The organism is Propionivibrio dicarboxylicus, assembly GCF_900099695.1.
Classification (GTDB): Bacteria; Pseudomonadota; Gammaproteobacteria; order Burkholderiales; family Rhodocyclaceae; genus Propionivibrio; species Propionivibrio dicarboxylicus.
The window spans coordinates 658,420-681,618 of sequence record NZ_FNCY01000001.1 but is presented as its reverse complement, the minus strand read 5'-3'; the positions used below and the strand labels follow the sequence as shown (position 1 = coordinate 681,618).

Genomic DNA, 23,199 nt, shown 5'->3' with positions numbered 1-23,199 from the left:
CTCTTCCAACGCTGTTTCAACGTTTTTCAGCGATTTTTCAGCACTCCCCTACTGACAACGCGCCAACGCCCTCCCAGACGTTCGTATTAAGCCGGGACGCAGGCGTCGACGTTGCACAGTTGTGCGCACATCGGGCTGTCATAGACGCCGTCGCACTGCGTGCACTTGTCCGGATCGATCTTGTATTCCTTGCCGGCGTGGCTGATCGCCCGGTTCGGGCATTCGGATTCGCAGGCGCCACAGGCGTTGCAAAGGTCCAGTTCAATTTTGAAGGCCATGAGTTTCTCCTCGAAGTGTGGCGGTTGCGCCCGGCGGGCAAATCACCGTCCAATTAAAAAATCATACTCGCAATCACGACAAGCATCACGACAGTGATCGCAACATCGCCGTTTCCCCGCGCTCGCGTGTGTCACGCGACGCATTCGCCGGACACGCGAATCGCGCATGATAGCCATGATCGCAAAAATTCGCCATGGGACAGTCTCTTCAGCGCGTTGCCGGAGACGACGTCGGTGCGCGATGACAATAGCGTCCGTGTCCGGCCTCGACGCGCAGGTCGCCATCCGCCCAGACATGCGCGCCGCGGGCGAGCGTCTGGACGACGACACCGCGAACCTCGCGCCCTTCCCAGACGGAAAAATCGGTGCGCTGATGCTGCGTCACCGCCGACAGCGTTTTCGTGCGCGCCGGATCAAGCACGATCACATCGGCATCGCCGCCGATCTCCAGCCCGCCCTTGCGCGGCCAGAGACCAAAGGTCTTCGCTGCGTTCGTCGCAGTCAACGCGACAAACTGCTCGGGCGTAATCCGACCGGCATTGACACCGAGATCCCAGAGCACTGACAAGCGCTCTTCAACGCCGCCACAACCGTTCGGAATCTTGGTGAAGGCGTCGCGACCCAAGCGCTTCTGCGCTTTCGTGAAGCAGCAGTGATCGGTCCCCGTCGTGCTCAGCGTGCCGTTCTGGACGCCCGCCCAGAGTACGGGCGGGTGCGCGGCCGGGCGATACGGCGGGCTCATGACATGACCGGCGGCAACGTCGAAATCAGGATCGCGATAAACCGAATCGTCGATCGCCAGAAAACCCGGCAGCGTCTCGCCGATCACCGGCACGCCGCGCGCCTGCGCGGCGGCAATCGCCTGCACCGCCTCGGCAGCGGAAACGTGGACGACATAGAGCGGCACGCCGACGGTCTCGGCCAGCGCAATCGCCCGGCCGGTCGCCTCGCCCTCGCACAGCGACGGGCGCGACAACGCGTGACCGAGCGGCGCGGTGAGGCCCTCGGCCAACAATTTTTCCTGCAGGTAGGCGATCAGGTCACCGTTTTCGGCATGAACCTGCGGCAAGGCGCCCAACTCACGGCAACGCCGGAATCCTTCGATCAGATCTTCGTCGGGCAACATCAGCCCGCCCTTGTAGGCGAGGAAGAACTTGAAGCTGCTGATGCCGTGCGCGCGTACGAGCGTCGCCATCTCGTCGGCAAAACGCGCGTCCCACCACGACACGGTCATATGAAAGCCGTAATCGATCACCGATTTCGCCGCCCAACCCTGCCAGACGGCGAGCGCCTCCAGCGGCGACTGGCCTTTCTCCGGGCCGACGAAATCGAGAATCGTCGTCGTGCCGCCGGCGGCCGCGGCCGCCGTCCCCGAACCGAAATCGTCGGCGACCACCGTGCCCATCATCGGCAACTGCATGTGCGTGTGCGGGTCGATGCCGCCGGGCATCACGAAGCAGCCGCCGGCATCGATGATGTCTGCATCATCGGCGACGAGATTGTCGCCAATCGCCGCAATGCGGCCGTCATGGCAAAGCAGATCGGCACGCCGATGACCGTCGGCGGTGACCAGCGTGCCACCGCGAATCAGGACGTCGCGCATGATTCCGCCATTTCCAGGGCGGTCTTGACGTAGTTGCTGGCCTCGGCATCGATCACGGCAAGGCGCAGCAATTCCATCAGCCGAAGCTGGCGCAGATCGACGGCGGCGTCGGCCTGTCCCTCGACCGATCCCAGCGGGTCGTCGAGGTCGACGCGGATATCGAAGCCCTCGCCGACATAGCGCAGCTTGGCACCCGGCGTATGTTCGAGCCGTAGTTCCTTGCCCTCGACACGGGCGAACATGGTCAGCGTCTCGCCGTCGCGCACCAGCGCGTAACCATCGCGCGTCGGTGCCGCCTGCCAGGCGGCCAGGCTGCCGAAAAAGCGCGGCTTGATCAGGCAGGGACTGCGGTTTTCCGGGCAGATCACCTCACAGTTGCCGCACTCGTTGCAGGCGTCGATGAAGTTTCCGATCTGCCAGGGCTTGCGGAATTCGATCGGATCGGTCGTTTCGACAGACCAACCCGCTGCCGACGGCACCAGCCGGCCGGTCGAATACGTGCCCGGTTCGATCGCCAGGACGAGGTTGGCGTTGTTCGGGCAGACCGAGATGCACTTGTTGCAGTTCACGCAGTCGAACATCGCCAACTGCTTCTTGAGTTTGAGCGGCGCCGGATCGTGCTTGGCGCGGGTGTAGCGCGGATCGTCGAGCGCACGCACCACATAGGTGTCGGTGTTGCGCAGCACGCAGGCCGATACCCAGGCCGGGAAAGCCTCGCCGGCCGCCGCGGCGAGATCCCCGCCATTTTGCAGCGCCGCCCGGCAGGCGTCGACGCGCACCGATGGCAGACCTAGTCCGTCGAGCGCCGCCTCGCCGTGGCCGAACGCCTTGATGACGAATTCATCGAGCGTATGCGCGCCGGTTTCCGTCATGCGCGCTTCGAGCGCCGTCAGATACGCGGCGCCACGACCGTAACCGCCGGCCTTGAGCAGGTCGGAACAGACCGTCACCGGTTTGAGGGAAAGCGCCACGGCATCGGCAAAATTCTGTTCGTTGATGCCGGCCGAGAACGAGACGCGATAACGGTCGCCGAATTCGGCACGGAATTTCCGCACCAGCGCCATCGCCAGCAAATGCAGCGGCTGGCCGGACATGTACATGTTCGACTCGACCGCCGGGAAGAAGCTCTTGTAGTTCTTGACCAGCAGCGTGTTGCAGAACTTGACGCCGAAATCGCGTCCCTGTTGCGCCGCCAGATCGCCGAGCCGCGTGATGATGCCGACCATGTCGGCCCAGGAGGGATCGCCGGCGAAGGCCGAATCGGGAACGATGAGATCGGTGTAACCGAGGCGATCGTGGAGAATCTCGAAAAGCGTCTCGCGACCGAGCAGCGTCGGATTCAGCTTGACGACGACATTGAGCCCCATGTCGCGCAGCAGGAAGCTGGCAATCGCCTCGATTTCGTCGGGCGGACAGCCGTGGAAGGTCGATAGCGTCAGCGTGTCGGAAATACAGGTCCGGAACGGCAGGTCACGGAACCGCGCCAGCGCGTCGGGAATCTGCGCACGCAGCCGTTCAACCGTCGTCCGCGCATCCATCAGCCCGGAGAGGAAGGCACGGATCGGCGGCGAACTGATGCCGGCGAGATCGTAGCCGACGCTCATGTCGAACACCGTTTCGGCATGGCCAACGGCCAGACCGTCCGCCTTCAGCATCTCGACGAGCATCGACGCCTTGACGTACTCCTCGAGCGACTGATCGAGCTTGAGTTCCTGCGACCACTCGACGTTGAAGCCGACGGTCTGCATGTCGATGCAGGGCCGCACGATTTTCAGCTCATCCATCACCTGGACGGTCTTGAGCTCCATGAAGCGCCCGCCGCACAGCCAGGCAAGCACGATATTCTGCGCCAGTTGCGTGTGCGGACCGGCGGCCGGACCGAAGGGCGTGGACACCGGACCACCCGGAAACGACATTGACAGGTCAAGATCGCTGCGGCCGGAATAAAATAGATGGTTCGGCAGATCGAGGGCGCCCTTGCCGGCGGCCAGATCTGAGAACAGACGCGTGGCAAGGATGTCAAACGGAATCGGAGTCAGGTCGGCCATATCTCATTCGCCAGGAAACAGAATTGCTCACGGTAATGACGCAAAAACAACGCAGCTTCTCCAGCAACATGCATGCCAGGGTTGCTGCGTTCGCTCAGTCTGTCATTCGCTTGGATTGAAAGATTGAAATTAACATATCACAATACGGATATTTTGAAACCATTGTTTCACATGGCCCGGAATTTGCAAGCCGTTGAACCGGCACATCCGCTAGACCCACGCAAAGGCAAACGCACATGACCCTGTACCACTTCACGCTCAACGGCACCCCGGTCGAAGCCGAGGCCGAGCCGACGCAATCGTTGCTCGAGATCCTGCGCACGCAGTTCAAGATCATCTCGGTCAAGAGCGCCTGCGCCCCGCAGGGCCAATGTGGTGCGTGTCTCGCGCTGATCGACGGCGTGCCGCGTACCTCCTGCAGTCTGGCGATGGGCAAGATCGAGGGCAAGAAAATCCTGACGCTCGAAGGCGTCAGCGAGGAGGAGCGGGCGCTGTACGCCCAGGCTTTCCAGAAGGCCGCCGGCATGCAATGCGGCTTCTGCACGCCCGGCCTCGTGCTGCGCATCAAGTGGCTGACCGATCGCGCCCGGCCGATGTCGCGCCAGGAGATCGCCGAAGCGCTGAACGGTCACGTCTGCCGCTGCACCGGCTATGTCAAGATCATCGACGCGGTCGAACTCATCTACGCCGCCAAGCACGGCGGCCAGCCGCTCGACGCCCCCACCGAACAGGGCCGTGTCGGCGATCCGCTCGGCCGTTATCAGGGCATGGCGCTGGCGCTCGGCCAGCGACCCTTCGTCGCCGACCTCGATGTTCCCGGTCTGCTGCACGGCGCATTGACGCTGTCGCCGCATGCGCGCGCACGCGTCATCTCGATCGATACCAGCAAGGCGGCAGCGCTGCCCGGCGTCATCCGCGTCGCCACGGCCAAGGATGTGCCCGGCGACCGCTGGGTCGGCCTGATCTACAAGGACTGGCCCTGCTTCGTCGCCGAGGGCGAGGAAGTCCGCTACGTCGGCGACGTGCTCGCCGCGGTCGCCGCCGAAACACCGCAGATCGCCCGTGCCGCCGCCAAACTCGTCGAGGTCGAGTACGCGCCGCTGCCGCCGGTGCTCGATCCGGCCGAAGCGATCAAGCCGGGCGCGCCGCAGGTCAATCCAAAGCATGACAACGTGCTGTCGCGCTCGATCCTCCAGCGTGGCGACGTCGATGCCGCGCTCGCCACCTCGACCCATGTCGTCAGCGGCACCTGGCGCACCCAGCGCGTCGAGCACATGTTCCTAGAACCGGAAGCGGCGCTGGCCATGCCGCTCGATGACGGCCGCATTCATCTCTACACGCAGGGCCAGGGCATTTTCGAGGACCGCCACCAGGTCGCCTCGGTGCTCGGCGAGCCCGAAGCGAATGTCTATGTCGAGTTGGTGCCGAACGGCGGCGCCTTCGGCGGCAAGGAAGACATGACGGTGCAGGCGCAGACGGCGCTACTCGCCCGCCTGATCGGCCGGCCGGTACGCATCGAACTGACCCGCGAGGAATCGGTACGCATGCATCCGAAGCGCCATCCGATGACGATGGATTACACCGTCGGCTGCGACGCCGAAGGCCGGCTGACCGCCGCGCGCGTCTATGTGCTCGGCGATTCCGGCGCCTATGCCTCGGTCGGCGGCAAGGTGCTCGAACGCGCCGGCGGCCACGCCTGCGGCGCCTACCGGATTCCCGTCATCGACATCGAGGCGGTCGCCGCCTACACCAACAACCCGCCCTGCGGCGCCATGCGCGGCTTCGGCGTCAATCAGACCAACTTCGCCATCGAGGGCTGCCTCGACCTGCTTGCCAAGAAGGTCGGCATCGACGGCTGGGAAATGCGCTGGCGCAACGGCATCCGCGTCGGCGACATGTTCAGCAGCGGCCAGATCCTGGAGAAATCGGTCGGCCTCGAACGCACGCTGCTGGCGGTGAAGGACAGCTACTACGAGGCCAAGGCGGCCGGACGCGCCGTCGGCATCGCTTGCGGCGTCAAGAACTGCGGCCTCGGTAACGGCGCGATCGAACGCGGCTACTGCCAGATGGTCGTCGAAGCCGACGGCAGCATCGGCCTCTACTCCGGATTCACCGAAATGGGGCAGGGGCTGATGACGATCATCATCCAGTTCGCCGTCGAAGTGACCGGCCTGCCGCCCTCGGTCTTCCGGCCGCAGATCAACAGCCGCTTCGAACTGGCCGGCGGCGCCACGACCGGCTCGCGCGGCACGCTGCTCGCCGGCCGCGCCACCATCGACGCGGCTCAGAAACTCAAGGCCGATCTCGACGCCGGCAAGACGCTCGCCGACCTCGTCGGGCGCAGCTATGCCGGCGAGACGATCATCGACGACACGACGGCGCTCGGCCAGACCAAGAACGGCAAGATCAAGACGCACACCACCTTCGGCTGGGCCTCGCAAGTCGTCGTGCTCAACGAGGAAGGTGCCGTCGATTTCGTACACTCCGCTCAGGACGTCGGCCGCATCATCAATCCGCAACAGTGCGAAGGTCAGCTCGAAGGCGCCATCCACATGGGTCTCGGCTACGCGCTGACCGAGGAACTGCCGTGCAAGGACGGCATGCCGGTGGCTTACACGATGCGCGATCTCGGCATCCTGCGCGCCAAGCACATGCCCAGGGTCAAGATCACGCTGGTCGAAGAGAACGAACCCGAAGGCCCGTTCGGCGCCAAGGGCATCGGCGAACTTGGCCTGGTGCCGACGCCGAGCGCATTGGCCGGCGCGCTGGAGGCTTTCGACGGCACGCGTCACGTGTCGCTGCCGATGAGGGATTCGCCGGCCGCGCGGGCGATCGACGTCGGCCATCTCGACGATGCGGAGCGCGATCAATGGCACTAGCACCGGCCCTGCGGATCGGCCCCGATCGCCACGGTCGCGTCGTCGCCATCGATAACGGCCTGGTCGTCGCAACGGCACCGGCCGACGCGCAGCACCTGGCCTGCCCTGACGGAGAGATCCTCGCCGGCGCCGTCTGCGCCCACACCCATCTGTACAGTGGTCTCGCCCCGTACGGCATGCCGCCCGCTTCGCCGCCGCCCGAAAATTTCGTGCAGATCCTCGAGCGCGTCTGGTGGAAGCTCGACCGGGCGCTCGACGCCGACACCCTCGCCGCCTCGGTGCGCGATTACGTCGCCAAGGCGCTGCTCGCCGGCACGACGACGCTGATCGACCACCACGAGTCGCCGAACCTGATCGAAGGTTCGCAGCAAATAATTGCCGACGCCTGCGAGCAACTCGGCATCCGCGCGCTACTCTGCTACGGCGCCACCGAGCGCAATTTCGGCGCCGACGAAGCCCGGCGCGGCCTCGAAGAATGTCGCCGCATTGGCGCCTCGCCGTTGCGGCGCGGCCTCGTCGGCCTGCATGCGAGTTTCACCGTTTCCGACGAAACGATCCGTGCTGCCGGAAACCTGGCCCGCGAACTCGGCACCGTCATGCACGTGCATGTCGCCGAGGATGCCGCCGACCTTACCGACGCCCAGGCACGCGGCTATGCGGGCCCGCTCGAACGCCTCGAACAGTTGGGGGCGCTGCCGCCCGGCTCGATCATCGCCCACGGCGTCCATCTGAACGAAGCGCAGGTCCGGCACTGTGCCGAACAGGGCTGGTGGCTGATCCACAATCCGCGCTCAAACGAAGGCAACCGCGTCGGCTATGCCGGTCAACTACGACACAGCCCGCGCGTCGCGCTCGGCTGCGACGGCTGGGATGCCGACATGGCCGTCGAACAGGCGGCGCTGCTGCGTCTGTCCAAGCAACACGGCGACGCCGACGTGGCGACGCGGCTCGACCGCGGCCATGCGCTTGTCGCCGAACGCTTCGGCGCCACCGCCGACCCGCTGCAGCCCGGCGCCCTCGGCGATCTCGTCATCCGCCAGGACGGCGACGTCCGCCATGTCATCGTCGGCGGCCACATCGTCGTCGCCGACGGGCGGCTCACCGGCGGCGATGTCGACGTCATCGGTGCCGATGCCAGACGAGAAGCCACACGCTTGTGGCACCGGATGGCCGAAACGGAATAGAATCTCGCCAGCATAAAAAAGCCGACCGACGCGAAAACGCATCGACGCTAAAAAAAATCAGCGCCACGCGATCGGCTGGTACGAACGTTGCTCGATTGGAAACACCAGTTTCATAAGCGCCAAATTCAGGAACATTTGTTTCAATCTGGTGCATTGTGCTGTCGATTGATCCCCGTTTTGGTGAATTCGCATCCATCTTCTGTCCAGGGAGACATAACCATGAGTCAAGCAGCATCCATCCATCCCGTCGATCAGACCCTGCCCATGGGTCAGCTCGCCGTTCTCGGCCTGCAGCATGTGTTGGTCATGTACGCGGGCGCCATCGCCGTGCCGTTGATCGTCGGCCGCGCCTTGCAACTCACGCCCGAACAGGTGGCGATGCTGATCTCGGCCGACCTCTTCTGCTGCGGCCTCGTCACGCTGATCCAGTCCTGGGGCGCGACGCAGTGGTTCGGCATCCGCCTGCCGGTGATGATGGGCGTCACCTTCGCCGCCGTCGGACCGATGGTCGCCATCGCCAGCACCATGCCCGGCATGGCCGGCGCACAGGCGATCTTCGGCGCAGTCATCGGCGCCGGCCTGATCTCGATCATCATCGCGCCCTATGTCAGCCGCATGCTGCGCTTCTTCCCGCCGGTCGTCACCGGCACGATCATCCTGGTCATTGGCCTCAGCCTCATGCGGGTCGGCATCAGCTGGGTCTTCGGTACGCCGGTCGGCCCGACGGCGCCGAGCATCGTCAACCCGGAACATGCCAAGTGGCTGGCCGAGATCCGCGCCATGGCCGGCGCCGTGCCGGAAGTGCCGAAAGGCCTCGCGCTTGCTGCCAGCATCCCGAATCCGAAGTACGCGCCGCTCTCGGGCGTTGCCATCTCGGCGCTGGTGCTGGTCTCGATCATGCTGATCGCCAAGTATGCCAAGGGCTTCGTCGCCAACATCTCGGTGCTGCTCGGCATCATCATCGGCGCCGTCGTCGCCACGGCCTCCGGCTTCATGAGCTTCGACAAGGTCGCCAAAGCCGGCTGGTTCGATATCGTGCTGCCCTTCCAGTTCGGCATGCCAACCTTCGACCCGATCCTGATCCTGACCATGACGCTGGTCATGATCGTCGTCATGATCGAATCGAGCGGCATGTTCCTCGCGCTCGGCGAGATGACCGGCAAATCGGTCGACCAGCCCGACCTCGCGCGCGGCCTGCGCACCGACGGTCTCGGCACGCTGCTCGGCGGCATCTTCAACACCTTCCCCTACACCAGCTTCTCGCAGAACGTCGGCCTCGTCGGCGTCACCGGCATCCGCAGCCGCTTCGTCTGCGTTGCCGGCGGCATCATCATGCTGGTCCTCGGCATGTTCCCGAAGATGGCGGCGCTGGTCGAATCGCTGCCGGCCGTCGTTCTCGGCGGTGCCGGTCTCGTCATGTTCGGTATGGTCGCCGCGACCGGTATCCGCATTCTGACCGCCGTCGACTTCCAGGCCAACCGCAACAACCTGTTCGTCGTCGCGGTTTCGGTCACGGTCGGCATGATTCCGCTGGTCGCTCCGAACTTCAAGCAGTGGATGCCGCACAGCATCCATCCGCTGATCGATTCGGGCATCCTGCTGGCGTCGATCAGCGCCGTGGCGCTCAACGGCTTCTTCAACCACGGCAACGGCGTCAGTCAGAAGGAAACCGTCGCCGCCGCCAAGGCTGCCGACGGAGCCCACTGAGCCTGCGCATGCGGTGATGCGCCTTGAACGCGCTACACTGAGCGGTCCGACCGTCAACGCCTGACCGCTCCGCTATGGATCACACCCTTTTCAAGGCCATCACCGACAGTCGCCAGCGCATCACGCTGGCGACGATCATCGACGTCAAGGGTTCCTCGCCCCGCCACGCCGGCACCAAGATGCTGGTCGGCTACGACGGCACCCGCACCGGCACGATCGGCGGCGGCAAAAGCGAAGCACGCACGCTCGACGCCTGTCGGCAAAGCCGCGAAAGCGGCCGCAGCCTGCTGCTCGAAACCAAGATGCTCGGCGACGGCACCGCCAGCACCGAGATGATCTGCGGCGGCACCCACCGCGTCCTGATCGAAGCCGCCGTCGATCCCGAACCCTACCGCCAGGCGCTGGCGCTGCACGGCCAGGGCAAGCGCCTTGTCTTCGTCAAGCGCCTGGTCGGCACCCCCAATGAAACGCTCGACGCGGTCGAAACCAGTCTGATCGATGCCGAGGGCGGCATCCTGTGCGGCCCGGCCGGCAGCATCGACTTGGAACGCGTGGCCCGTGCGCTGCAATCCGGCGCACCAAGCTTCGACACCGTCAACGGCCTCTATTACGAACCGCTGCTCCCGGAAGAAAAACTGCTGCTGCTCGGCAGCGGCCACGTTGGCCAGGCCGTCGCCCGTACCGCCGCATCCGCCGGTTTCCGCGTCACGGTCATCGACGACCGGCCCGAGATCATCGACGCCGCCCGCTTCGACGCGACGATCCGAACCGTCGTCGCGCCCTACGAACAGGCGATCGCCGAATTCGCGTTCGACGCCGCCACCTATGTCGTCATCGTCACGCGCGGCCACCACCTCGACCTGCAATGCCTGCGCGCCATCCTGACACGCGACTACCGTTATGCCGGGATCATGGGCAGTCGGCGCAAGACGCGCATCCTGATCGAACAGGCGATCACGGACGGCTTCGACCCGGAAAAGATCGACGCGCTGTGCACGCCGATCGGCCTCGACATCGGCGCCGAATCGCCGGAGGAACTCGCCATCGCCATCGTCGCCGAGATGATCGCCTTCCGGCGCAACGCCCGCATCCTGCCGGCGCTTCAGCACGCCCGGAAAGCCCGCCGCCCCGCCCCTGCCGTGAACTGATGCGCGGTTCGATACACAACTCGATGCGTTTCTCCGACCTCCTGCGCCCTCTGTTGCCGTCTTCTCCGCCCGGCAAGGTCATCGCGCTGGTCGGCGGCGGCGGCAAGACGACGGCGATGTTCGCCCTGGCCGAGGAATTCTCGGCCGACGGCCATGACGTGCTCATGACCACGACGACCCACATCGCCGACCCGCGCGACGAACCGGACCGAAGCTTCGACCATCTCTGGCTCGATCCGGCGGCTGTCGCCGACCCGGCGCAGATTCCCAAAACCGCCGCCGGACGCGGACGCCGCTGCGTGCTCGCCGGCAGCGACGCCGCCGACGCCGGCAAGCTCAAGGGCATCGATCCTGAACAGCTGACGACGCTGCGGCATGTCTGGCCCTTCATTCTCGTCGAGGCCGACGGCGCCAAGCGCAAGCCGATCAAGGCGCCGGCCGCCTATGAACCGGTGTTGCCACCGACGGCCGATCTGGTCCTCGGCCTGATCGGGCTTGATGCCCTTGGCCGCGCTTGCGGCACCGACACGGTTCACCGCCCCGAACACTTCAGCCAGATTACTGGCTGTCCACCCGGTACGCCGATCGGACTCGATCACCTCGCCCGCCTCGCCACCGCGCCCGACGGGCTGTTCAAACAGGTGCCGCCGGCAACGCCGCGCGTCCTGGTTCTCAACAAGGCCGACCGCAGCCCGCTGCCCTTGCCCGAAGTGCTCGACGCGCTCGAGGACTCGGTATCGCGCTGCGCCGAATTGATCGTCATCACGACGCTCGCCGAACGCGATCCCGAACAGCGGGTCCATGCCCAGCGTCCGCTCGTCTGCTGCCATTTCCCCGGAGACCTCGCTTCATGAAGCTTCTCAATCAACACACGATCGTCGTGCGCGGCGCCGGCGACCTCGCCACCGGCGTCATCGCCCGGCTCGTGCACGCCGGTTTTCGTGTCGTCGCGCTCGAATCGCCGACGCCGAGTGCCATCCGGCGCACCGTCTGCCTCTCCGAAGCGATGTACGAAGGACGCGCGCAAGTCGAGGACATCGAAGCGATCCGCGTCGACACAGTCGACGCCGCGCTGGCCCTGCTCGCCAGCGCCGGCCCGTCCGGCCCGGTGCCGCTGCTCGCCGACCCGAAGGCCGAGTCGCTGGCGGCAATCAAGCCCCTGGCGCTCGTCGACGCCATCATCGCCAAGCGCAACCTCGGCACGCGCCGGGGCATGGCACCGATCGTCGTCGCGCTCGGCCCCGGCTTCGAGGCCGGTGTCGACGCCGACGCGGTGATCGAAACCAATCGCGGCCATCATCTCGGCCGCATCCTGCTGAGCGGCCAGGCGGAACCGAACACCGGCGTGCCCGGCATCATCGCCGGCGCCGGTCGCGAGCGCGTGCTCTACGCGCCGGTCGCCGGTGTCATCGAAAACCTGACGCAGATCGGCGATCAGATCGAGGCCGACCAGGCGGTCCTCGCCGTCGTCGGTGAGGCCGGCCGCGTACTCGTCCGCTCGGCGCTCCAGGGCACGGTTCGCGGCCTCATCCGGCCGGGCTATCCGGCCCACGCCGGGCTCAAGGTCGCCGACGTCGACCCACGCTGCGTTCGCGAGCATTGCCACACGATTTCGGACAAGGCGCGCGCGCTCGGCGGCGGCGTGCTCGAAGCCGTGCTCATGCTGGCGGGCCGCGTCGGTGCCTGAGATTGGCGACGGAGATTCGTGGCTGAGATCGGACCCCGCATGATCGTCGGCATCCTTCTCGCAGCCGGCGCCGGCCGTCGTTTCGGCGGCGACAAGCTGCTCGCCGAAGTGGCCGACGGGCAGTGCGTCGCCGAGCTGTCGGCCGCGCGTCTCGCCCCTGCCGTCGACCGGATGATTGCCGTCGTTCGCCCCGGCGACGACGCGCTGGCCAAACGGCTCACGCAAGCAGGGGCCGAAGTTCGGCCCTGCCCCACGGCGCACGAGGGCATGGGCGCCAGTCTCTCTTTCGGTGTGCGGCAGGCACCCGACGCGGACGGCTGGCTGATTGCGCTCGCCGACATGCCGCTCGTCGCCACCGACGACATCCGGCGCGTGGCCGACGCATTGCGCGCCGGCGCCGCCATCGCGCTGCCGGTTGCCGGCGACCGGCGCGGCCATCCGGTCGGCTTTTCGCGACAGTTTCTTGACGAACTGACGGCGCTCGGCGGCGATGCCGGTGCCCGCGCGCTGCTGCAGCGATACGCAGCGGCAATCACGCCGGTGCCGGTTGCTGATGCCGGCACCTGGCTCGACCTCGACACCGCCGACGATCTCGCCGCCTTACGCCAACAGACTAGCGCTCAATCCCGGAAAAAATGATAGCGGCATCGCCACTGGCCGGTGGCGCCACAATCAGGCCGGCCAGCCCGGCTGTCCCCGTTGCCGATGCGCGGATGCCGGTCGTCGCCACACCGACCTCATGGGCGCGCTGCAACACAGCTTCGACCGCTACCACCGGCGCCCCGCCGGACGCGCGCATCGCCGAGACGATCTCGAACCAGTCATAAGTCTCGTCGTCGAGAATGCCGCTGGCGATACTGCTCGGCGCATTTTCCCAGGCCCACATGAACTGTGAGCGCCGTTGCGCCGCCGATTTAGGATCGCCGCCGGACAGTTGCGCCCAGGCACGCGCCAGCGGCGCACAGGCAGCGGTCTGGACAGCCATCAGGCGCGGCACGGCCGCCACCAGGCCCTGGCGTGCCGCCAGCGCAAAGCCTTGCGCCAGCCCGCTGGCCAGCGCCCCGCCGCCGATCTGGACATAGAGCGATTCGGGCTGCGCGCCCGTCGCCGCGAAAGTCTCGGCCATTTCCAGCGCCAGCGTGCGCCCGCCCTCGATCGCCAGGCCGTTCTCGGTCCCCTGCACACCAAACGGAATCGCCCCGGCCGTGACTGCTTCGCGGAAGCGCAGGAAGCAGGGATCGCCGCGTTCGCCGGCACGGCGTTCGCACAGCGTGATCGTCGCGCCGAGTTCGGTCAGCCGACGCACGACAGAAGAACTGGCGTCGGGCGGAATGAAAACATCCAGCGGCCACTCGGCAGCACGCGCAATTACCGCCGCCGCCAGCGCGGCATTGCCGCAGGAAGCGATGGCCAGGCGTCGCGACGACAGCCCGTCGCCGGCCGGCAGCCGCGCAGCCTCGAGGACGCGCAGGTAGAGCATGACGCCCATCAAATGCCGCGCCTTGTGCGAGCCCGCGACATTGCCGGTCTCGTCCTTGACCCAAAGGCGGCCAGAAAAACCGATCGCTTGCGCCAGCCGCGCCTGCTCGCGCAAGGGCGTCAGGCGGAAACCAGTGCCGTCGGCGGCGATCAGCGCGGCGTCGAGACGGCCGGCAATATCCCTCCAGGCCTCGTCCGACAGCCCGGCGCGACGCGCCAGCCGATACGGCGAGAGGAAGCGGCGATAGCGCACGAAGGGATCGTCGCTCGCCGTATCGATGCCTACAGCATCGGCATCGGCGGGTAGCAGCAGGTGATCGATATCGCGGCCATCGTCGGCATTGGGACAGCGGAAGGGCAGGCTGAGCGCGGCATCGACGCGCGCGCCGCAGCCATGACAGACGAATTGCCCGTCGTCGCTCATGCCTTGACGCCGGTCCGCGCGTTGAATTCGGCGATCATCGCATCCCAGGCCGGCACGAGATCCTGCAGGCCATCCCAGAACGACTGCCTGGCGCGCGCCGTGAAATCCTCGAGCGACACGCCCTGCTGCTCGACCCAGGTGAAGTAACCGAGGTTGAAGATGCGCTGCCGTTCGATATGCGTGAGTTCGAGCAGGTGGTCGGTGGTCGTCGCCGCCAGCGACTGGCCCCAGCACTCGCCGGCGTTGACCGCGTCGAAGCGGCCGCCGAAATAGCGCCCGATCGCCTTGTCGATCTCGCTGCCGTACATCGCCGCGCCGTCGGTCGCGACGGTGATGATCACGTCATCCTCACCGAGACCGTAGTAGCGCGCCGTCTTGATTGCCGCCAGCATGTTGCAGAGCGAGGACAAACCGAAATTGGACAGGCGCTCGACGAGAGCGGCATCGACGCCGCGCCGCTCGACCAGATACTTGCGCCCTTCCGGGGTATTGAAGAGCACCATCAGCTGGTCGGAGTGCTGATCGCTGACCGCGGCGATCATGTCGGTGTTCATGACGTTGTGGATATAAGGCACGTGCTTGTCGCCGATACCCTGGATGTTGTGCTCGCCGAAACCGTTGTTGAGCAGCGTCGGGCATTCGGCCGCTTCGACGGCGACGATGCGTGCGCCGAATTTTTCCTTGAGATGATCGCCAGCCGCCAGCGTACCGCCCGAACCCGAGGCCGACACGTAGGCGGCGAGCTTGGCGCCCGGCTTGCCCTGGGTCAGCGATGTGTACAGCGTTTCCAGCGCGGCGCCGGTGCAGTTGCGGTGGATCAGGTAATTCCCGAACTCGCAGAACTGGTTGAAGATGATGTTGGCCGGATCGCGATCGAGCTCGGCGCAGGTGTCGTAGATTTCCTTGACGTTGCTCTCCGAGCCCGGCGTACGGACGATGTCGGACGGATCGCTGACCCATTTGTCGAGCCAGTCGAAGCGCTCCTTGCTCATGTTCTCGGGCAGCACGGCCGTGCCGCGGCAACCGAGGATGCGCGAGATGGCGACGCCGCCGCGACAGTAGTTGCCGGTCGAGGGCCAGACGGCGCGGTGCTTGGTCGGATCGAACTGGCCGGTGACGAGGCGCGGCACCAGGCAGCCGTAGGCGGCCAGCACCTTGTGCGCATTGATCATCGGGAAGCGGTTGCCGAGCGCCAGCACGATGCGCGCCTTGACGCCGGTCAGCGCCGGCGGCAGCTCGATGTGCTCGGGCACGTCGGTGAGGCCGGTGCGCGCGCCGTCGTTGAACCAGTGCACGCGAAAGAGGTTGAGCGGATGCGGGCTGTCCGGGCTGACGTCCTTCAGTTTTTCCCGGATGCTCGCCGGGATCGTGGACGGGTCCTTGAGCTGGCCGATCGTCGGCAGCAGCACGCCGGCTTCCTTGAAGCGGGCGATCGTATTTTCATAAACCGCGGTGTCGACCACGGTGCGTTCCAGTCCCAGACGTGCCATTGCAGCCTTCCTTCACAAAATGCGGCCAGCGCCGCCGTTAAACGACGATGAAAATGTGCTTCGGTCGGAGACGCCTCCCGACCACTGTTCACAAGCGCGCCGGAACGGTATTTGTCGACCGACCGGAGCGTCACGCCCCAGCTCGGTGCAAAACCCCATTGACCGGCATTTTCCACCAACGAATCATCGCATTAGATTGCCCATAATTGGTGCGTGGTTATTCGTTTTTGCACCACTTTGGAACGAATTTTTTACGTTTGACATCGTTGAAAATTTCATTTTACAGTGTTTTCGACGGTCTGGAAGACAGACCGAATTTTTCCCCTTTTTCTCCTCTGGAGATCGCCATGCGCCTGCCCCTCCCGTTCCGCGCCCGCCCGCTTGCCGCCGCCTTTTTTTCGCTTGCCGCCCTCGCCGCCCAGGCCGGTTTTGCCAGCACCCTGCACATGATCCCGCAGGGCGATCTGAAGATCCTCGACCCGATCCAGAACCCCTCCTACATCACCCGCAACCACGGCTACATGATCTACGATACGCTGTTCGCGCAAAATGCGAAGGGCATCATCAAGCCGCAGATGGTCGATAGCTGGAAAGTCTCGGCCGACAAGAAGACCTGGAGCTTCAAGCTGCGCGACGGACTCAAGTGGAGCGACGGCACGCCGGTCACCGCCGCCGACTGCGTCGCCTCGCTCAAGCGCTGGGGCGCCCGCGACGTCTCGGGCCGGCTGCTCTTCGCCGCGGTCGGCGAGATCAAGGCGAGCGACGCCGCCAACTTCACGATCGTGCTCAAGTCGGCCTTCGGCCCCGTGCTCGAAATGCTCGGCAAGCCCTCGTCGAACGTCCCCTTCATGATGCCCGAGCGCATCGCCGCGACCGACCCGAACGAGCAGATCAAGGACACCGTCGGCTCCGGTCCCTTCATCTTCAAGCGCGACGAGTGGGTGCCGGGCAGCAAGGTCGTCTACATCAAGAATCCGAATTACGTGCCGCGCAAGGAGCCGGCCGACGGACTCGCCGGCGGCAAGCTCGTCAAGGTCGACCGCGTCGAATGGAACTACATCCCCGACCAGAACACCGCGCTCGCCGCCTTCAAGAAGGGCGAGATGGATATCTACGAACTGCCGCCGGCCGACTTCATCCCGGTGCTTTCCGCCGATGCCTCGATCAAGCTCGCCACCGACCCGCTCGGCGACCAGGGCTGGCTGCGTCCGAACCATCTGGCGGCGCCCTTCGACAATCCGAAAGCCCGGCAAGCGCTTTACTACCTCGTCAATCAGGGCGAATACATGGCCGCCGCCGGCTTCCCGGAAGCCTACCGGCACAAGCCCTGCATGGCCTACTTCATGTGCGGCAGCGTCAACGAATCGTTCGCAGGCTCGGCGCCGTATGCCGGTGGCAAGGATATCGAAAAGGCCAAGAAACTCCTGCAGGAAGCCGGCTACAAGGGCGAGAAGATCGTCGTGCTGACGCCCTCGGAGCCGCCGGTGCAGGCCGCCGCCGCCATGGTCACGGTGCAGAACCTCAAGAAGGCCGGCGTCAACGTCGATGCGCAGGCGATGGACTGGAGCACGCTGCTCGCCCGCCGCGCCAAGAAAGATGGCTGGCATATCTTCCACACTTATTCGGTCGGCACCGACGTCTTCTCGCCGGCGGTCAACGCCTACGCCCAGGCCAACTGTGAAAAGGCGCCGTCGGGCTGGCCGTGCGACGCCAAGCTTGAGCAATTGCGCGCCGCCTGGGTGGCCGAAGGCGACGCCGCCAAGCGCAAGAAGATCACCGACGAGTTGCAGGCGCGCATGTACGAGGTCGTGCCCTATGTGAACTTCGGCCAGTTCTTCCAGCCGATGGCCTATCGCACGAATCTCACCGGCGTGCTCAGCGTCGGCGTGCCGGTGATGTGGAATATCGAGAAGAAGTAAAACCCCGCCGGGCCGGCGCTTCTGTCATCACTCCTGCCTTCACGCCGACCGGCCCGGTTATCCTCCCGTCATCATGAACTATCTGCTCAGACGCCTGCTCGCCGTCATCCCGGTATTGGCCGTCGTCGCCGTCATTGTCTTCCTGCTCCTGCGCCTCGCCCCCGGCGATCCCGCTGTCATCATCGCCGGCGACACGGCGAGCGCCGAGGACATCGAACACATCCGCCAGACGCTCGGTCTCAACCGGCCGGTGGTCGAGCAGTTCGTCGGCTGGATCGGCCAGATCCTGCGCGGCGATCTCGGCACCTCGGTGTTCACCGGCATGCCGGTCGCCGAGATGATCCGCCAGCGCGTCGAGCCGACCTTGTGGATTTCGGCGCTGACCATGGCCTTCGCCGTCGTCTTCGCCGTGCCGATGGGCATCATCGCTGCCTGGAAAGCCGGCACCTGGGTCGATCGCGCCGTCTCCGGACTCGCCGTCGCGGCCTTCTCGCTACCGGTGTTCGTCATCGGTTATGGCTTGGTCTATGGTTTCTCGACCCAGCTCGACTGGTTCCCGGTGCAGGGCTTCAAGAGCCTCTCGGACGGGTTCGTTCCCTTCATCCGCCACCTCGCCCTGCCGGTCATCAGCGGCGGGCTGATCTACATGGCCTTGCTGGCGCGGATGACGCGCTCGACGATGCTGGAAGTGCTTGCCCAGGACTACATCCGCACCGCCCGCGCCAAGGGCCTCTCGTCGCAGCGCCTGTTGCTGCGCCACGCGCTCAAGAACGCCGCGGTGCCGATCGTCACGACCATCGGTCTCGGCATCGCCATGCTGCTTTCCGGCGTCATCGTCACCGAGAGCGTCTTCGCCATCCCCGGCATCGGCCGCCTCACCGTCGACTCGATCCTGCGCCGCGACTACCCGGTGATCCAGGGCATCGTGCTGGTGACGGCAACGGCCTACGTTCTCATCAACCTGATCACCGACCTGCTCTACGGTCTGTTCGATCCGCGCATCCGCTACTGAACCGGAGACCGCCGCCCATGGACAGCCCGATGATCGCCGCCCTCGAAGCCCGGCTCGAACGACAGCGCCGGCAGCCTCGTATTCTTGTCTTCGCCCGGCGCCATCCGGTGCTTGTCGCCGGCGCCGCGCTGCTCGCGACGATGGTGCTGTTGGCGCTGCTGGCACCCTGGCTGGCGCCGCACGACCCGACCGAAATGAACGTGCTGCAGCGCCTGAAACCGCCCTCGGCCGACTACCTGCTCGGCACCGACGCGCTCGGCCGCGACATCCTCTCGCGCACCCTCTACGGCGCACGCGTCTCGCTGCTCGTCGGCGTCTCGGTCGCGCTCTTCTCGGCGCTGGTCGGACTCGGCATCGGCACCGTCGCCGGCTTCAACCGCGTCGCCGACCGCATCATCATGCGCATCATGGACGGCATGATGGCGATTCCCGGCATCCTGCTCGCCGTCGCGCTGATGACGCTGATCCGCGCCAGCATCGCCACCGTCGTCATCGCCATCGCCATGCCCGAGATCCCGCGCGTCGTCCGCCTCGTCCGCTCGCTCGTGCTGACGATCCGCGAGCAGCCTTACATCGAGGCCGCCCGCGCGATGGGAACGCGGCTGCCGATGATCCTGCTCCGCCACGTCATTCCCAACCTGCTGACGCCGCTGATCGTGCAAGCGAGCTTCATCTGGGCCTCGGCGATGATTTTCGAGGCCTACCTCTCCTTCCTCGGCGCCGGGACGCCGCCCGAGGTCCCGAGTTGGGGCAACATGATGGCCGAGGGCCGCTCGGTCGTTCAGCTCGCTTTCGGCATCATTCTGTATCCGGGCATCTTCCTCGGCCTCACCGTGCTCGCCGTCAACCTCGTCGGCGACGGCCTGCGCGACCTGCTCGACCCGCGCATCGGGAGAAAACTGTGAGTGCTCCGATTCTCGAGATCGACGACCTGCGCATCGCCTTCGCCAGTCCCGACGGCATCGTCCGCGCCGTCGACGGCGTCTCCTGGCAGCTGAATGCCGGCGAAATGCTCGGCATCGTCGGCGAATCCGGCTGCGGCAAGAGCGTCACGGCGATGTCGATCCTGCGCCTCCTGCCCGGACCGCCGGCGATGTTCGCCAGCGGCGCCATCCGCTTTCGCGGCGAAGACCTGCTCACCGCCAGCGAAGCGCGGATGCGGGCGCTGCGCGGCAATGCCATCTCGATGATTTTCCAGGACCCGATGACCTCGCTCAATCCGGTGCTGACGATCGGCGAACAGATTGCCGAAGTGCTGATCCTGCACCAGAAGCTGTCCAAACGTGCCGCCTGGACGCGCGCCGGCGAGATGCTCGACCTCGTCGGCATTCCCGACCCGGTCCGCCGCCTGGCCGACTACCCGCATCAGTTCTCCGGCGGCATGCGCCAGCGGGCGATGATCGCGCTGGCGCTCGCCTGCAATCCGGCCGTGCTGATCGCCGACGAGCCGACCACCGCGCTCGACGTGACGATCCAGGCACAGATCATGGAACTCCTTGCCCGGCTGCGTCGCGAAATGGGGACGGCGATCGTGCTGATCACCCACGATCTCGGCGTCGTCGCCGAATGCTGCGACCGCGTCGTCGTCATGTACGCCGGCACCAAGGTCGAGGAAGCCCGCGTCGACGCGCTCTTTGCCCGCCCCAGCCACCCTTACACGCGCGGCCTGCTCGCCGCGATGCCCGAACTCGACACGCCCGGCGACGCCCGCCATCGCCGTCTCGCCGAAATCCCGGGCATGGTGCCTTCGCTGAAACAGGCGGCCGTCGGCTGCCGTTTCGCGCCGCGTTGCGCCCTCGCCGACGAGCGTTGCCGGCAGACGATCCCGGCGCTCGCCCCCACCTCCGGCGAACACGCGGACCATTTCGCCGCCTGCTTCCGCGCCCACGAACCCCTGCCAGGAACCGCCGCATGAGCGTCGTCGCCTTTCCCCGTCCGCTGCTCGATGTGCGCGACCTCGTCAAGCATTACCCGACCCGCACGTTCTGGCGCGACAGTCCGCCGGTGAAAGCCCTCGACGGCATTTCGTTCACACTCGGCGCCGGCGAGACGCTCGGCCTCGTCGGCGAATCCGGCTGCGGCAAATCGACGGCGGCGAAAACGCTGCTGCGGCTGATCGAACCGACGGCCGGCCAGATCCTGTTCGACGGCGCCGATATCGCAACGCTCTCGCCGGCCGCCTTTCGCCCCTACCGGCGCGAACTGCAGATCGTTTTCCAGGACCCCTACGCCTCGCTCAACCCGCGCCTGCGCGCCGGCGAAATCGTCGCCGAACCGCTGCGCAATTTCGGCTGGGACAGCCGCGACGGCGAACAGCGCGTCGCCGACCTCTTCGCCCGCGTCGGCCTCAACACCGACGCCTTGAAAAAATACCCGCACGAGTTTTCCGGCGGGCAACGCCAGCGCCTCGGCATCGCCCGCGCCCTGGCGCTGAACCCTCGGCTGATCGTCCTCGACGAACCGGTGTCGGCGCTCGACGTCTCGATCCAGGCGCAGGTCATCAACCTGCTCGAAGACCTGCAGGCCGACCTCGGCCTCTCCTATATCTTCGTCGCGCACGACCTCGCCGTCGTCCGCCACATCAGCCACCGCGTCGCCGTCATGTACCTCGGCCGCATCGTCGAGATCGGCCCGGTCGACAGCTTGTTCACCCGTCCGTTGCATCCGTATACGCGTGCGCTGCTGTCGGCCGTGCCGAAGATTTCGCCGGCCGCGCGTCAGAACCGCATCCTGCTCAAGGGCGACCTGCCGAGTCCGGCGCATCCGCCCTCGGGCTGCACCTTCCGCACGCGCTGTCCGCAGGCCCGCCCCGAATGCGCCGAACGTGCGCCGCAACTCGTCGCGCACGGCAACCGGCATCAGGTCTCCTGCCATTTCGCCGAAACATCCGCCTGATGACGCCAGGCGGCCGCGGCCCTTCGGACAGAGCATGCGATCACTGGAACAATCGTTTTAAATTTGACAAGGATGAAATATTAGTTTTAAAGTAAATCGATCATCATGAACGGTCGGACCGCGCCGACATCCCGGGCCGATATCCCGCATCGGGACCGCATCGGTCACCGACCGTCAACCGAACACGCACGAACCACTGCCATGACCACTGCCAAGACACCCCGGATCGACGGTGAGCGCCTACTCCGTCGGCTCAACGACCTCGGCGCCATCGGCGCCATCGATGGCGGCGGTTGCGCCCGCCTCGCCCTGACCGACGCAGACAAGGCCGGACGCGACCTCGTCTGCGGCTGGATGCGCGAACTGGGTCTCTCCGTCAGCATCGACGCCATCGGCAACGCCGTCGGCATTCGCGCCGGCCGCCGTCCCGGCCCGCCGGTCATGGCCGGATCACACATCGACACCGTCCGCACCGGTGGCCGCTATGACGGCAATCTCGGCGTACTGGCCGGGCTCGAAGTCGTCGCCGCGCTCAACGATGCCGGCGTCGAGACCGAACACCCGCTCGCCGTCGCCTTCTTCACCAACGAAGAAGGCTCGCGCTTCGCCCCGGATATGATGGGCAGCCTCGTTTTCACCGGCGAACTGCCGCTCGCCACCGCGCTCGATACCGTCGGCATCGACGGCGCCCGTGTCGGCGACGAACTCGCCCGCATCGGTTATGCCGGCGACACGCCGGTGCCGCACCCGGCGCCGCGCGCCTATGTCGAACTGCATATCGAACAGGGCCCGGTGCTCGACCACGAAAGCGTGGAGATCGGCGTCGTCGAATCGGTCCAGGGCATTTCCTGGACCGAGATCGAGATCGGCGGCGTCTCCAATCACGCCGGCACGACGCCGATGTCGCTGCGCTGCGACCCCGGCTGGGCTGCCGGTTCTATCATTGCCTTCGTCCGCGAACTGGCGCGCGAGCTCGGCGGCAGCCAGGTCGCCACAGTCGGGCGGATCGAATTTTTCCCGAACCTGATCAACGTCGTGCCTGAACGCGCCGTCCTCACCGTCGACCTGCGCAACACCGACGAGACGACGCTGCAACAGGCCGAAGCCCGCCTGCACGCCCATCTCGACGCGTTGCGCGCACAGGAAAAGGTGACGATCACGACGCGCCGGTTGGCGCGCTTCGAACCGGTCCCCTTCGCACCGGAGATGACGGCGCTGATCGAACGCCACGCGAAGGCGCAAGGACGCTCGACGCGCCGATTGCCGAGCGGCGCCGGACACGACGCGCAGATTCTGGCGGCGGTCTGCCCGGCGGCGATGATTTTCGTCCCGAGTGTCGAGGGCATCAGCCACAACGTCCGGGAGTTCACTCCCCCCGATCAACTCGAAGCCGGCGCCAATGTCCTGCTGTCGGTTCTGTGCGAACTGGCCGGTGCCGACGCCTGA

At 66.0% G+C, this 23,199-nt stretch carries 18 protein-coding genes; 13 read left to right on the top strand and 5 right to left on the bottom strand.

Translation table 11 applies throughout. The features are described 5' to 3' along the window. Nucleotides 1–86 precede the first annotated feature (86 nt). The 3 genes from BLR25_RS03335 to BLR25_RS03325 all read right to left on the bottom strand — a co-directional run bounded on the left by BLR25_RS03335 (nucleotide 87) and on the right by BLR25_RS03325 (nucleotide 3,929). Entirely contained in the window at nucleotides 87–278 is a 192-nt protein-coding gene (locus tag BLR25_RS03335; RefSeq protein ID WP_091933314.1) for a 4Fe-4S binding protein, read from the bottom strand. Nucleotides 279–486: 208 nt separating this feature from the next. Next, entirely contained in the window at nucleotides 487–1,881 is a 1,395-nt protein-coding gene (hydA, locus tag BLR25_RS03330) for a dihydropyrimidinase (protein WP_091933310.1), read from the bottom strand. Continuing rightward, nucleotides 1,866–3,929: a glutamate synthase gene (locus BLR25_RS03325; protein ID WP_091933307.1), complete on the bottom strand. Its 2,064-nt coding sequence runs from the start codon at nucleotides 3,927–3,929 to the stop codon at nucleotides 1,866–1,868. Before BLR25_RS03325 ends, hydA begins: the two co-directional genes overlap by 16 nt. 236 nt (nucleotides 3,930–4,165) lie before the next feature. Here BLR25_RS03325 and xdh point away from each other — a divergent pair, with 236 nt between their 5' ends. The 7 genes from xdh (at nucleotide 4,166) to BLR25_RS03290 (ending at nucleotide 13,173) form a co-directional block, all read left to right on the top strand. After that, complete coding sequence (gene xdh / locus BLR25_RS03320; RefSeq protein WP_091933304.1) at nucleotides 4,166–6,808, top strand: selenium-dependent xanthine dehydrogenase; 2,643 nt, start codon at nucleotides 4,166–4,168, stop codon at nucleotides 6,806–6,808. Then, complete coding sequence (locus BLR25_RS03315) at nucleotides 6,799–7,992, top strand: amidohydrolase family protein (RefSeq protein ID WP_091933301.1); 1,194 nt, start codon at nucleotides 6,799–6,801, stop codon at nucleotides 7,990–7,992. Before xdh ends, BLR25_RS03315 begins: the two co-directional genes overlap by 10 nt. A 219-nt stretch (nucleotides 7,993–8,211) precedes the next feature. Further along, complete coding sequence (locus BLR25_RS03310) at nucleotides 8,212–9,699, top strand: nucleobase:cation symporter-2 family protein (RefSeq protein WP_091933298.1); 1,488 nt, start codon at nucleotides 8,212–8,214, stop codon at nucleotides 9,697–9,699. 74 nt (nucleotides 9,700–9,773) lie between these two features. Next, on the top strand, nucleotides 9,774–10,847 hold the full coding sequence (locus tag BLR25_RS03305) for an XdhC family protein (RefSeq protein ID WP_091933295.1): 1,074 nt from the start codon (nucleotides 9,774–9,776) through the stop codon (nucleotides 10,845–10,847). Continuing rightward, nucleotides 10,847–11,701, top strand: coding sequence for a selenium cofactor biosynthesis protein YqeC (yqeC, locus tag BLR25_RS03300; RefSeq protein WP_091933292.1), 855 nt, complete (start codon nucleotides 10,847–10,849; stop codon nucleotides 11,699–11,701). The genes BLR25_RS03305 and yqeC overlap by 1 nt, the downstream gene beginning before the upstream one ends. Next, on the top strand, nucleotides 11,698–12,534 hold the full coding sequence (yqeB, locus tag BLR25_RS03295) for a selenium-dependent molybdenum cofactor biosynthesis protein YqeB (protein ID WP_091933289.1): 837 nt from the start codon (nucleotides 11,698–11,700) through the stop codon (nucleotides 12,532–12,534). The genes yqeC and yqeB overlap by 4 nt, the downstream gene beginning before the upstream one ends. Nucleotides 12,535–12,552: 18 nt before the next feature. Next, on the top strand, nucleotides 12,553–13,173 hold the full coding sequence (locus BLR25_RS03290) for a nucleotidyltransferase family protein (RefSeq protein ID WP_245715455.1): 621 nt from the start codon (nucleotides 12,553–12,555) through the stop codon (nucleotides 13,171–13,173). Here BLR25_RS03290 and BLR25_RS03285 read toward each other — a convergent pair. Both BLR25_RS03285 and BLR25_RS03280 read right to left on the bottom strand, forming a co-directional pair. Then, a complete protein-coding gene (locus BLR25_RS03285) occupies nucleotides 13,148–14,437 on the bottom strand; it encodes a pyridoxal-phosphate dependent enzyme (protein ID WP_091933282.1) in 1,290 nt (429 codons plus the stop codon). The two genes, BLR25_RS03290 and BLR25_RS03285, sit on opposite strands and share 26 nt — an antisense overlap. Further along, nucleotides 14,434–15,927 (bottom strand): pyridoxal-phosphate dependent enzyme, encoded by a 1,494-nt coding sequence (locus BLR25_RS03280; RefSeq protein ID WP_091933279.1) that lies wholly within the window; start codon nucleotides 15,925–15,927, stop codon nucleotides 14,434–14,436. Before BLR25_RS03280 ends, BLR25_RS03285 begins: the two co-directional genes overlap by 4 nt. Nucleotides 15,928–16,274: 347 nt before the next feature. On the opposite strand from BLR25_RS03280, the gene BLR25_RS03275 reads away from it, so the two are divergent. The 6 genes from BLR25_RS03275 to BLR25_RS03250 all read left to right on the top strand — a co-directional run bounded on the left by BLR25_RS03275 (nucleotide 16,275) and on the right by BLR25_RS03250 (nucleotide 23,199). After that, nucleotides 16,275–17,846 (top strand): ABC transporter substrate-binding protein, encoded by a 1,572-nt coding sequence (locus tag BLR25_RS03275; RefSeq protein ID WP_091933275.1) that lies wholly within the window; start codon nucleotides 16,275–16,277, stop codon nucleotides 17,844–17,846. A 73-nt stretch (nucleotides 17,847–17,919) separates the two neighbouring features. Next, the gene (locus BLR25_RS03270; RefSeq protein WP_091933272.1) at nucleotides 17,920–18,858 is read left to right on the top strand and encodes an ABC transporter permease; all 939 of its coding nucleotides are present in this window, start codon (nucleotides 17,920–17,922) and stop codon (nucleotides 18,856–18,858) included. Nucleotides 18,859–18,875: 17 nt separating this feature from the next. Continuing rightward, nucleotides 18,876–19,763 carry an ABC transporter permease gene (locus tag BLR25_RS03265; protein WP_091933268.1) on the top strand — a complete coding sequence of 296 codons (888 nt, stop codon included), beginning with the start codon at nucleotides 18,876–18,878 and terminating at the stop codon, nucleotides 19,761–19,763. After that, entirely contained in the window at nucleotides 19,760–20,773 is a 1,014-nt protein-coding gene (locus BLR25_RS03260; protein WP_091933264.1) for an ABC transporter ATP-binding protein, read from the top strand. Before BLR25_RS03265 ends, BLR25_RS03260 begins: the two co-directional genes overlap by 4 nt. After that, nucleotides 20,770–21,753, top strand: a complete 984-nt coding sequence (locus BLR25_RS03255; protein ID WP_091933261.1) for an ABC transporter ATP-binding protein — start codon at nucleotides 20,770–20,772, stop codon at nucleotides 21,751–21,753. Before BLR25_RS03260 ends, BLR25_RS03255 begins: the two co-directional genes overlap by 4 nt. Nucleotides 21,754–21,954: 201 nt before the next feature. Continuing rightward, entirely contained in the window at nucleotides 21,955–23,199 is a 1,245-nt protein-coding gene (locus BLR25_RS03250) for a Zn-dependent hydrolase (RefSeq protein ID WP_091933691.1), read from the top strand.

Coding starts and splice junctions, on each gene's coding strand:
- BLR25_RS03335 (WP_091933314.1), bottom strand. CDS start 278: ATGGCCTTCAAAATTGAACTGGACCTTTGCAACGCCTGTGGCGCCTGC.
- hydA (WP_091933310.1), bottom strand. CDS start 1,881: ATGCGCGACGTCCTGATTCGCGGTGGCACGCTGGTCACCGCCGACGGT.
- BLR25_RS03325 (WP_091933307.1), bottom strand. CDS start 3,929: ATGGCCGACCTGACTCCGATTCCGTTTGACATCCTTGCCACGCGTCTG.
- xdh (WP_091933304.1), top strand. CDS start 4,166: ATGACCCTGTACCACTTCACGCTCAACGGCACCCCGGTCGAAGCCGAG.
- BLR25_RS03315 (WP_091933301.1), top strand. CDS start 6,799: ATGGCACTAGCACCGGCCCTGCGGATCGGCCCCGATCGCCACGGTCGC.
- BLR25_RS03310 (WP_091933298.1), top strand. CDS start 8,212: ATGAGTCAAGCAGCATCCATCCATCCCGTCGATCAGACCCTGCCCATG.
- BLR25_RS03305 (WP_091933295.1), top strand. CDS start 9,774: ATGGATCACACCCTTTTCAAGGCCATCACCGACAGTCGCCAGCGCATC.
- yqeC (WP_091933292.1), top strand. CDS start 10,847: ATGCGCGGTTCGATACACAACTCGATGCGTTTCTCCGACCTCCTGCGC.
- yqeB (WP_091933289.1), top strand. CDS start 11,698: ATGAAGCTTCTCAATCAACACACGATCGTCGTGCGCGGCGCCGGCGAC.
- BLR25_RS03285 (WP_091933282.1), bottom strand. CDS start 14,437: ATGAGCGACGACGGGCAATTCGTCTGTCATGGCTGCGGCGCGCGCGTC.
- BLR25_RS03280 (WP_091933279.1), bottom strand. CDS start 15,927: ATGGCACGTCTGGGACTGGAACGCACCGTGGTCGACACCGCGGTTTAT.
- BLR25_RS03275 (WP_091933275.1), top strand. CDS start 16,275: ATGCGCCTGCCCCTCCCGTTCCGCGCCCGCCCGCTTGCCGCCGCCTTT.
- BLR25_RS03270 (WP_091933272.1), top strand. CDS start 17,920: ATGAACTATCTGCTCAGACGCCTGCTCGCCGTCATCCCGGTATTGGCC.
- BLR25_RS03265 (WP_091933268.1), top strand. CDS start 18,876: ATGGACAGCCCGATGATCGCCGCCCTCGAAGCCCGGCTCGAACGACAG.
- BLR25_RS03255 (WP_091933261.1), top strand. CDS start 20,770: ATGAGCGTCGTCGCCTTTCCCCGTCCGCTGCTCGATGTGCGCGACCTC.
- BLR25_RS03250 (WP_091933691.1), top strand. CDS start 21,955: ATGACCACTGCCAAGACACCCCGGATCGACGGTGAGCGCCTACTCCGT.